The 8351-nt window shown below is 47.7% G+C and carries 7 protein-coding genes and 1 pseudogene; 1 reads left to right on the top strand and 7 read right to left on the bottom strand.

Annotated elements, in window-relative coordinates; all coding sequences use genetic code 11:
- The 5 genes from QUA38_RS25490 to QUA38_RS25470 all read right to left on the bottom strand — a co-directional run.
- The coding region (locus tag QUA38_RS25490; RefSeq protein WP_333166874.1) for an FGGY family carbohydrate kinase at positions 1 to 545 on the bottom strand (545 nt) is incomplete at its 3' end.
- Positions 546 to 741: 196 nt separating this feature from the next.
- A complete protein-coding gene (locus tag QUA38_RS25485) occupies positions 742 to 2142 on the bottom strand; it encodes a serine/threonine-protein kinase (RefSeq protein WP_333166872.1) in 1401 nt (466 codons plus the stop codon).
- A 195-nt stretch (positions 2143 to 2337) separates the two neighbouring features.
- Complete coding sequence (gene ilvB / locus QUA38_RS25480; RefSeq protein WP_333166870.1) at positions 2338 to 4173, bottom strand: biosynthetic-type acetolactate synthase large subunit; 1836 nt, start codon at positions 4171 to 4173, stop codon at positions 2338 to 2340.
- A 189-nt stretch (positions 4174 to 4362) separates the two neighbouring features.
- Entirely contained in the window at positions 4363 to 4617 is a 255-nt protein-coding gene (locus QUA38_RS25475) for a hypothetical protein (RefSeq protein ID WP_333166868.1), read from the bottom strand.
- Positions 4607 to 5905 carry an MFS transporter gene (locus tag QUA38_RS25470; protein ID WP_333166866.1) on the bottom strand — a complete coding sequence of 433 codons (1299 nt, stop codon included), beginning with the start codon at positions 5903 to 5905 and terminating at the stop codon, positions 4607 to 4609. The genes QUA38_RS25475 and QUA38_RS25470 overlap by 11 nt, the downstream gene beginning before the upstream one ends.
- Positions 5906 to 6258: 353 nt before the next feature.
- Between QUA38_RS25470 and QUA38_RS25465 the strand changes: the two genes are divergently transcribed.
- Positions 6259 to 6597, top strand: a complete 339-nt coding sequence (locus QUA38_RS25465; RefSeq protein ID WP_006633346.1) for a P-II family nitrogen regulator — start codon at positions 6259 to 6261, stop codon at positions 6595 to 6597.
- Positions 6598 to 6744: 147 nt separating this feature from the next.
- On the opposite strand, the gene rdgB is transcribed toward QUA38_RS25465, so the two are convergent.
- Together rdgB and QUA38_RS25455 are read right to left on the bottom strand one after the other, a co-directional pair.
- Complete coding sequence (rdgB, locus tag QUA38_RS25460) at positions 6745 to 7332, bottom strand: RdgB/HAM1 family non-canonical purine NTP pyrophosphatase (RefSeq protein WP_333166864.1); 588 nt, start codon at positions 7330 to 7332, stop codon at positions 6745 to 6747.
- A gap of 214 nt (positions 7333 to 7546) precedes the next feature.
- Positions 7547 to 8351: pseudogene (locus QUA38_RS25455) on the bottom strand (phosphoglucomutase/phosphomannomutase family protein); the annotation flags it as partial.

Below are 8351 nucleotides of genomic sequence, written 5' to 3'. Positions count from 1 at the left end.
TCTATCAGCCAATTCGGATAGCACAAAGTATCAACATCGAAACCGAGTTTCAAAGCATTGTGATAGTCGCTAATTCCCAATTTTCCATGCAGCAGAAAGGCCAGCCAGTCAGCTTGATGCAGGAAAACTGTAGGGGCGGTTTCCTCTCGAAAGTCTTGCAACCACAGGAGTTTAGCCAGGCTCGATGTAGCGCTCAATACTGTGTGGTTATCCGGCGCGATCGCCCGCAACCTCTCTGTCACCGCTGCACCGCGCGCATCATTGTATAAAATCGGCTCGCCTATTGGTATACCGTCGGTATTGCACAGCATGACAGTGGAAGATGTGCCGTCAAGGGCGATCGCCCTTACCTGATTGCGGATTGTTGGGGGAATTTGCTCGATCAAATCCCACAGCGCATTTTGCCACACCGAGGGCAATTCAGGCTGTTGTTGCCCATTATTAGCAAAAGTATACTGTGTCTCACAATGTATTGTACCCTGGGAGTCTATGACAGTCGATCGCGCGCCAGTCGTGCCGAAATCTATTCCCAAATAAAGATTCATTTGCCACTCCCGCAAATTTTCCTATTTTGAGTAAACCACAAAGTTTATTTGCATCCTGTCTCTAGTTGTTTAATGATATCTCTGACTTTTATTGGCAGTTATTATTAATGTAACTAGCAGGTATTGAACTGACGAAACTCCGATAAGTTCGTAGAAAAATATCCTTAAAAAAAGGCTTAACAAAGGGCTCAAATCGCTATAGATTACAGCTTACAGCTCTCGATGCGAGAGAAGAACCATAACGCCACTTCACACCCAAACCCCGGAACCCACCCCACCACCCACACAGTTGCCTAGGGAGGTGACCCTCTGGTGCTTGTTTATTATAGGTTAGGTTTTTTGTGTCCAACCAACGGCCTCCTTTTCTCCAACCGACGCGATCGCCTAGCTTCTTTTCAGTATCCCAATCAACTTTGCCGCCCACTTCCAACCAAATTTTTTTCTGGACGCTAAAACCAAAGCGACCCTGACTATATTTTACCCACAACTGGTCGATGATGCGTAAATCATCGCAAGGAAAATTATCAATTGAACCCGTATCAAAATAATCTTCCTTCTCCCGTCTAGCAGCTTTTAACATCACCTTGAGTGTTTCGCTATCCGCCTCTTTCCACTCCCCTGTGGCCAATAAATCCCGCAGACGAGTATAGTCAACACCCTGCGCTGATTTAAGCGAGTCTGGTGGCGGTGTCGGTGGAGGTGTTTGAGCTGATAATTGAGGTGATCGAGTACCAAGATCCTGCAAAACTTCAGTAGCAGATTGATAACGTTTTTTAATAGCAGGTTGTATCATTTTATCTAAAATCTGACCCAGTTCCGAGCTGACAGATGTTTTTAAGTGTTCTCGCCACACCCACTCAAACTCGCTATCATCGAATAAATAAATCGGTTCAACCTGAGTTAACAGACACAGACAAGTCACACCCAGACTATAAATATCACTAGCATGAATAGCTTTGCCGTTGGCTTGTTCTGGTGCCATATATCTAGCCGTCCCGATCCTCGTTCCCGTTTGCCCTAGAGCTGTTTGTGTCGCATATTTCGCGGCTCCAAAGTCAACTAAAACCAGTTGCCTATCTTGCCGAAGAATAATATTTTCAGGCTTGATGTCTCGGTGAATTACTTGGCGAGAGTGAATGAACTCGAATACTGGCAATAAATTATTAAGCAAGTCGCGAATCTGCGTTTCGCTAAAATATCCCTTAGATTCTAGTTCTTCGGCTAAATTTTCACCGTCGATGAATTCTTGGACTAAATACTGCCGTCCATCTTGACTAAAATATGCTAATAATTCGGGAATCTGAGAATGTTTACCCAACTGTTCTAGGCGTACTGCTTCAAGCTCAAATAACTCAGCAGCTTTCTGGATACTAGAAGTGCCTTGAAACTGGGGGTAAAATTGTTTAATAACACAGGGAGGTTTTGATGGTTTATACTCGTCAATAGCTAGAAAAGTGCGCCCAAATCCCCCTTGTCCAATAATTTTTTGGGCTCCGTAGCGATCGCCCAATAGCAGTTTATTCCCACATTTTTGACAAAATTTTGTAGAGCCCGACGGATTTTGGAATAGGCAATCAGGGTTTAGACACTGGCTCATAAAATATGCTTAGAGATTACAGATTAAAGCTCTCGATGCGATGCCAACGGAGATGGTGTTAAATGGGAAACAGCAGATCCGAGTAAGGACATCGCATTGCCTTTCATCGTGTCAATTTAACCAGAAAAACCGCTTAACCCGAAAGATTGGCAGGGGTTTAAACCCCTGCCCGATAAGACCTTGCCGTGTCTCTACTTAAACTTTTGTCCCGCACTCAGGACAAAAGTTATTGGTCGAAACATTCTTCGCGCCGCAACTCGGACAATAAACCAACTCCGCAGATTGCAACTTGCTGCGTTCAGGCAAACCAACCATTTGAGCGTTGCTCTTACCTGGAACTACCATCGGATAGCAGTTTTCGTCCCTCGTCACCTTCACGTTCATCACCACCGGACCCTCGTGAGCTAGCATTTGCCCGATCGCATCTTTGAGTTCCTCCGGTCGCGAAACCAGCATCCCTCTCACCCCGTAAGCTTCAGCCAGCATCACAAAATCCGGCATCCCCACAGTCATATTCGAGGAGGAATAACGCTCGCCGTAGAACGCCTGCTGCCACTGCCGCACCATGCCTTGCCAGCCATTATTTACAATCACAATCTTGACATTAATGCCGTATTGCGCTAGTGTTCCCAATTCTTGAATATTCATTTGCACGCTAGCATCGCCAGCAATACAAATCACTTGCTCATCGGGTAGCGCCATTTTCGCGCCCATAGCAGCCGGCACCCCGTAACCCATCGTGCCCAAACCAGCGCTCGAAATCCAGCGGCGCGGCCCGTTGTTCAAAAATTGAGCCGACCACATTTGATGTTGACCGACATCTGTTGTGTAGTAAGCATCCGGCGCTTGAGTAGCCAACTCCGAAATCACCTCTTGCGGAGACAAAATGTCTGGGTAATGAGGCACAACTAACGGATAGTCCTGTTTCCACCGATCGATCCTGTGCAGCCATTCCGCAGTCTGTCCAGCCTTCCCCGAAACTCCTGTTTCCCGACAGCGACGCAGCAAATCAATCAAAACTTGCCGGACATCTCCGACAATCGGCACGTCAGGGCCGCGAGTTTTGCCTACTTCCGCCGGGTCGATATCGATGTGAATCACCTTAGCCCGCGCGGCAAACTCGTCTAATTTCCCGGTTACGCGATCGTCAAACCTGGCCCCCACAGCAATCAGCAAATCGCACTCGGTAACGGCAAAATTAGCGTAAGCAGTGCCGTGCATCCCCAGCATTTTCACCGACAAAGGATGGTTTTCGTCAAAGGAACCTTTGCCCATCAGCGTTGTCGTGACCGGCAATTGGAAAAGTTCGGCCAGTTCCTTAATTTCTTCGTGGGCCCCCGCCGCGATCGCCCCGCCCCCCACATAAAGCAAAGGACGTTTTGCTTCCTTCAGCAAATGAATTGCTTGATTAATCTGGCGGGGATTTCCCTTCACCGTCGGGCGGTAGCCCGGAATTCTCACTGCTCCGGGTTCCACGGGCAGATAGTCAAATTCTTCTAAACCCACATCCTTGGGTACATCAACCAACACAGGCCCCGGTCGCCCTGTACTGGCGATGTGGAAAGCTTCTGCCACAATTCGCGCCATATCTCTGGGGTCGCGCACTACATAGGAATGCTTGACAATTGGCAGAGTAATCCCGTAAATATCTGTTTCCTGAAACGCATCAGTGCCGATCGCCGGACGGGCCACCTGACCGGTAATAATTACCATCGGGATCGAATCCATGTGGGCTGTCGCAATCCCCGTTACCAAATTAGTTGCGCCCGGGCCCGAAGTAGCAAAACAAACCCCAACTTGTCCGGTAGCGCGGGCGTATCCGTCGGCCGCGTGAGCAGCACCTTGCTCGTGCCGCACCAGAATATGTTTGATAACGCCGGTTTCTTCAGCGCGGTAGAGTTCGTCGTAAAGCGGCAGAATTGCGCCGCCCGGATAACCAAAAATATGCTTGACGCCGTGGCGGATCAAGCTGTCAATCAGAGCAAATCCACCAGTTGCACGTCTGATGGTCACTTTAGTTTTTAGTTGCACAGAATTTCCTTCCTTAAACTAATTATGATTTTTAATGAAAGCTTTTATACTACTTTAATCTCAATTAATGAAACTATGAAAATTTAAGTGGTGAGATTTTACAAAAGATTTCGCGATCGCAGAGGGTTCGCCCGATCGAGACATTGTGGAACAGCAGAGGAAGAAAAGAAACAGAGGAAATAGCGGCCTCTATGTCGGTTTACCGCGATATGACGCTTGTATAGCATTCCTCATCCGGCATTCGACAACAAAAACAATCGTTTCAGCAATTAAGAAAGTCCTCACTATCAGGGGGATTGCTATGTTAGAGATCGATCGCGAAAATAAAGCCCTCTTCCCTCTTCCTTCTCCCTTCTTCTTGACCTCCGTTACATCCGTTACCTCCGTTACATCCCTTACATGGCTCGTTGCCGAACTTCCTTCTTGCCAAAGTTCAGATAACATCCTGCAAAACTTTGCGGGTATGTCGCCAAGCTGCCATGCCCATCACCGATACCAAAAAGCCCAAACTCAGTAACACGATCCGCAAGCCGAGGTCATCCGATCGGACGGCTTTGCTGACAGCATCAGTCAGTGGCCCGGTAATCGCTAAAGGCACGCTCAGAGCAATATTAATCGCATTGTTTTCCAATCCAAAGACTTTACCCCGCATAGATTCTGGAGTTTTTTCTTGAATCAGAGCCTGCATCGGGCCGTTAATTAAGGAAGCACCAAAACCGAACAGAGCACTCAATCCGAATCCCACCCACAACTGTCGGGTAAAGGCAAACATTGCTAATACAAAACCCATCATCAAGAAACCGATTAAAGGTAGAGGTTTGTGGTGGAAGCGACCGCCCCAGTGTCCCAAAAAGGCTGCGCCGAAGACCATTCCGACTCCCGCCGCAGCCAGCAAAAAGCCAAATTGAGTTTCTTTGAGACCTATTTTGCCTGAAAGCGCGATCGCCAGCACCTGAAGCGCTGCAAACACCGAATACAAAATCGTCAACTGCACCATCGCGTTGCTGACAAGGTGATTGTGTTTCAAATAGCGCAAACCTTCTTTGAGATCTTGCCAAGGATGGACGTTTTTGCCACTGCTGCCGGCATGACTTTCTTTGATCCGCATGGCATAGATCAAACCTGCCGATATCAGGTACAACCCGCCCAGCAAAAACTCTTGAGAAGCTGCTCCGAAGCTGTGTTTGACCCAACTAAACAGCGGTTCGCCGATCGTCATCCCGACAATAATCCCGCCCATTGTGGACGAGGCGAACAGCGCATTTGCTGACATCAGTCCCTCTCGCCCCACGGCCAGGGGGATTGCCGCCTGCTCTGCCGGAGCAAAAAATTGCGTTACGGTAGAGATCAAAAACGTCATCGTCAGCAAAACCACAAAAGCTTTGGGCAAAAACGGCAAAGCTACAATCAACGCGGCTCGAATCACGTTGCACGCGATCAGCATTTGCTTTTTGGAAAAGCGGTCTACCACGATCCCGGCTACGGAACCAAAGACGATCGCCGGCACGGTGTAGGCGATCATCACCGCTGACAGCATTGAATTTTCCGAATGTTGCCAAGAAACCGGCCAGGGTCGGTAGTCGCCGGTTTTCAGCAGAATAATCAGCAATACGTAAAAAATTTTATCCGCCACTTGGGCCAATAACTGGCCCGTCCACAAGGCTAGGAAGGGGCGATTTCTCAGTAGGGCATCAAGCCCGCTGCGGTCAGGGGGAGGGCTGGCTGGGTGCATAAGAATAGTTTAACTGACCGCCTCTGGCAATTATAGTTTTCAGCAATACGTGCAAATCTCACATAGCAAAGCGGAAACTCGGAAAACTCCTGTCTCCTGCGTTCTTTTTCTGTTTTAGCAGATCGGCGGGGGACGGCTGCTGCAGTCTTCTTAACTCTACCGCGATCGGCCGGAGCCGAGAAGCCGCGTGCCCGGAAAATCCGAGAAGATTGTTAAAGGTTGGCGTGCATTTCATCGCGAGTACAAGATAGGGTAATATACTTGACAAAATACTTGCTGTTGGCAGTGATATTAAAAGATGTCACGCTGATTAAGTAATATAACGAAGGTACTAACTGTTAGGAGTGAAAAACTTGAAAAAGGTTGAAGCTATTATTCGCCCCTTTAAACTAGACGAAGTGAAAATCGCACTCGTCAATGCTGGTATTGTGGGGATGACTGTTTCTGAAGTTAGAGGTTTTGGCCGTCAGAAGGGCATGACAGAACGCTATCGCGGTTCTGAGTACACCGTTGAGTTCTTGCAAAAGCTCAAGGTCGAGATTGTTGTGGAAAACGATCAGGTTGACATGGTGGTTGATAAAATTATCGCGGCTTCCCGCACGGGCGAGATTGGCGACGGCAAGATTTTCATCTCTCCTGTAGAACAAATTATTCGGATTCGGACTGGGGAAAAGAACTTGGAGGCAATCTAAGATACTGGGGCATTGGGCATTGGGCATTGGTAATTGGTCTTTGGTAACTGGTCATTGCTAAGGAAAAACCTTTTTCCTGTTTAGTTCTGATACCTAACTCTCAATATCCAATGCCACAGTTACCCCCTGTTTTGGCTTTTTTCCTCATTATGGGTTGACAAGGTTCGCTATTTGTGGGACCAGAGCATGGAAGGCTCGGCCGCGGTGAGAGTGCGATCGCTTGATATCCGGTGTCATTTCAGCAAAAGTCTGTTGCTGTGCGGGTACGTAGAAAATGGGGTCATATCCGAAACCTCCCGTACCGCGAGGAATCTCCAGGATTTCGCCTCGACAAATTCCTTCTACTTGCAAGGCAATTGTACCGTCGGGACGGGCGATCGCGATCGCGCAAACAAATTGTGCTTCCCGGTTTTGTTCGCTACCCAATTCTTTGAGAAGTCGAGATATCCTGTCAGCATCGGTTTTCCCGTAGCGCGCGGAGTAAATCCCAGGTTGACCGTCGAGTGCATCTACCATTAAACCAGAATCATCGGCGATCGACCATTTGCCCGTTGCTTTTGCCACTTCAGACGCCTTCAAGCAAGCATTAGCAATAAAAGTTTCGCCTGTTTCCTCAATTTCCAACTCTTCCGGTTTGATCTCCAATTCCCATCCCAAATCTTGAAGATAAACTTGCATTTCCTTGAGTTTACCCGGATTGCCCGTAGCTACAACTAGCAATTTGCGATCGGTCATTATTTCAATTAAAACTTACTGCTTGATATTAACAAAAAAAACGTCGCACGATCGCAAATAAGTTATATTGTTTCTGGTTGCTTGGGAGTCGGTTACTTGGAGGCTGGGAAATAATGGGATTTTTTGACCGCAGATATCGGCGGATGAACACTGATTAACGCTGATAGTATTTGAGCTATTTTTATCTGCGTTTATCTGCGGTTCAAAACTATGATTAATTATGCGCCCACTTTTTCGCCCAGTTTAAGTTTTGCATAACTTCTTTCAATGTCGCCGCTTCTGAATACAGCCGCAACACTGGTTCGGTTCCGCTAAACCGAATTAACAGCCAACTTCCGTCGGCTAAACGGAATTTATATCCGTCAACTTTGTTGCAATCTACAACTGCTTTGTCGGCGATTTCTGTTAAGGGTTGATTTTGCAGCAGCGACAGCAAACGCGACCTTTCTTCCATGTTAGCTAAGTGCAAGTCGATTCTGTCATAAGCTGAAGTAAAGCTTGTTTCTTGTTGCAGTCGGCTGTAAATTTCGCTTAAGTCTTCCCCGGATTTGACAACTGCTTCTAATAAGTACAGCGCTGAAAGTAAAGCATCTCGTTCGGGAATGTGCGTACCGTAGCCAATTCCTCCGGATTCTTCGCCGCCGACTAAGACTTGGGTGGTTAACATTCGATCGGCTATATACTTGTAACCGATCGGCGTTTCAAATAAAGGCAAGTCGTACAGCTTGGCAATTTTGGGAATGATGTCTGAACCGCTGACTGTTTTGATGACTTCCCCCGTCAAGCCGCGCCGTTTTGCTAAATGTTCGATTAGTATGGGAACTAGGATTTGTGAACTGAGAAAGTTGCCGCTAGAGTCAACGGCTGCAATTCGATCGCTATCTCCGTCAAATACAAAGCCGATCGACAAACCAGAACTTTTTCGCTGATGAGTACGCATCACCCGAAATAACTGCGACAGGTAGCGCGGCAAAGGTTCCGGTGCACCGCCGCCGAACAGCGGATCTCGATCGCTGTTG

The organism is Microcoleus sp. Pol12B4 (assembly GCF_036701385.1).
Taxonomy (GTDB): domain Bacteria; phylum Cyanobacteriota; class Cyanobacteriia; order Cyanobacteriales; family Microcoleaceae; genus Microcoleus.
This window is presented reverse-complemented; position numbering and strand designations above follow the sequence as displayed.

What these genes read in the sequence shown, in the direction of transcription:
- QUA38_RS25475 (WP_333166868.1), bottom strand. Translation starts at nt 4,617, where the DNA reads ATGTTATCTGAACTTTGGCAAGAAGGAAGTTCGGCAACGAGCCATGTA.
- rdgB (WP_333166864.1), bottom strand. Translation starts at nt 7,332, where the DNA reads ATGACCGATCGCAAATTGCTAGTTGTAGCTACGGGCAATCCGGGTAAA.
- QUA38_RS25470 (WP_333166866.1), bottom strand. Translation starts at nt 5,905, where the DNA reads ATGCACCCAGCCAGCCCTCCCCCTGACCGCAGCGGGCTTGATGCCCTA.
- QUA38_RS25485 (WP_333166872.1), bottom strand. Translation starts at nt 2,142, where the DNA reads ATGAGCCAGTGTCTAAACCCTGATTGCCTATTCCAAAATCCGTCGGGC.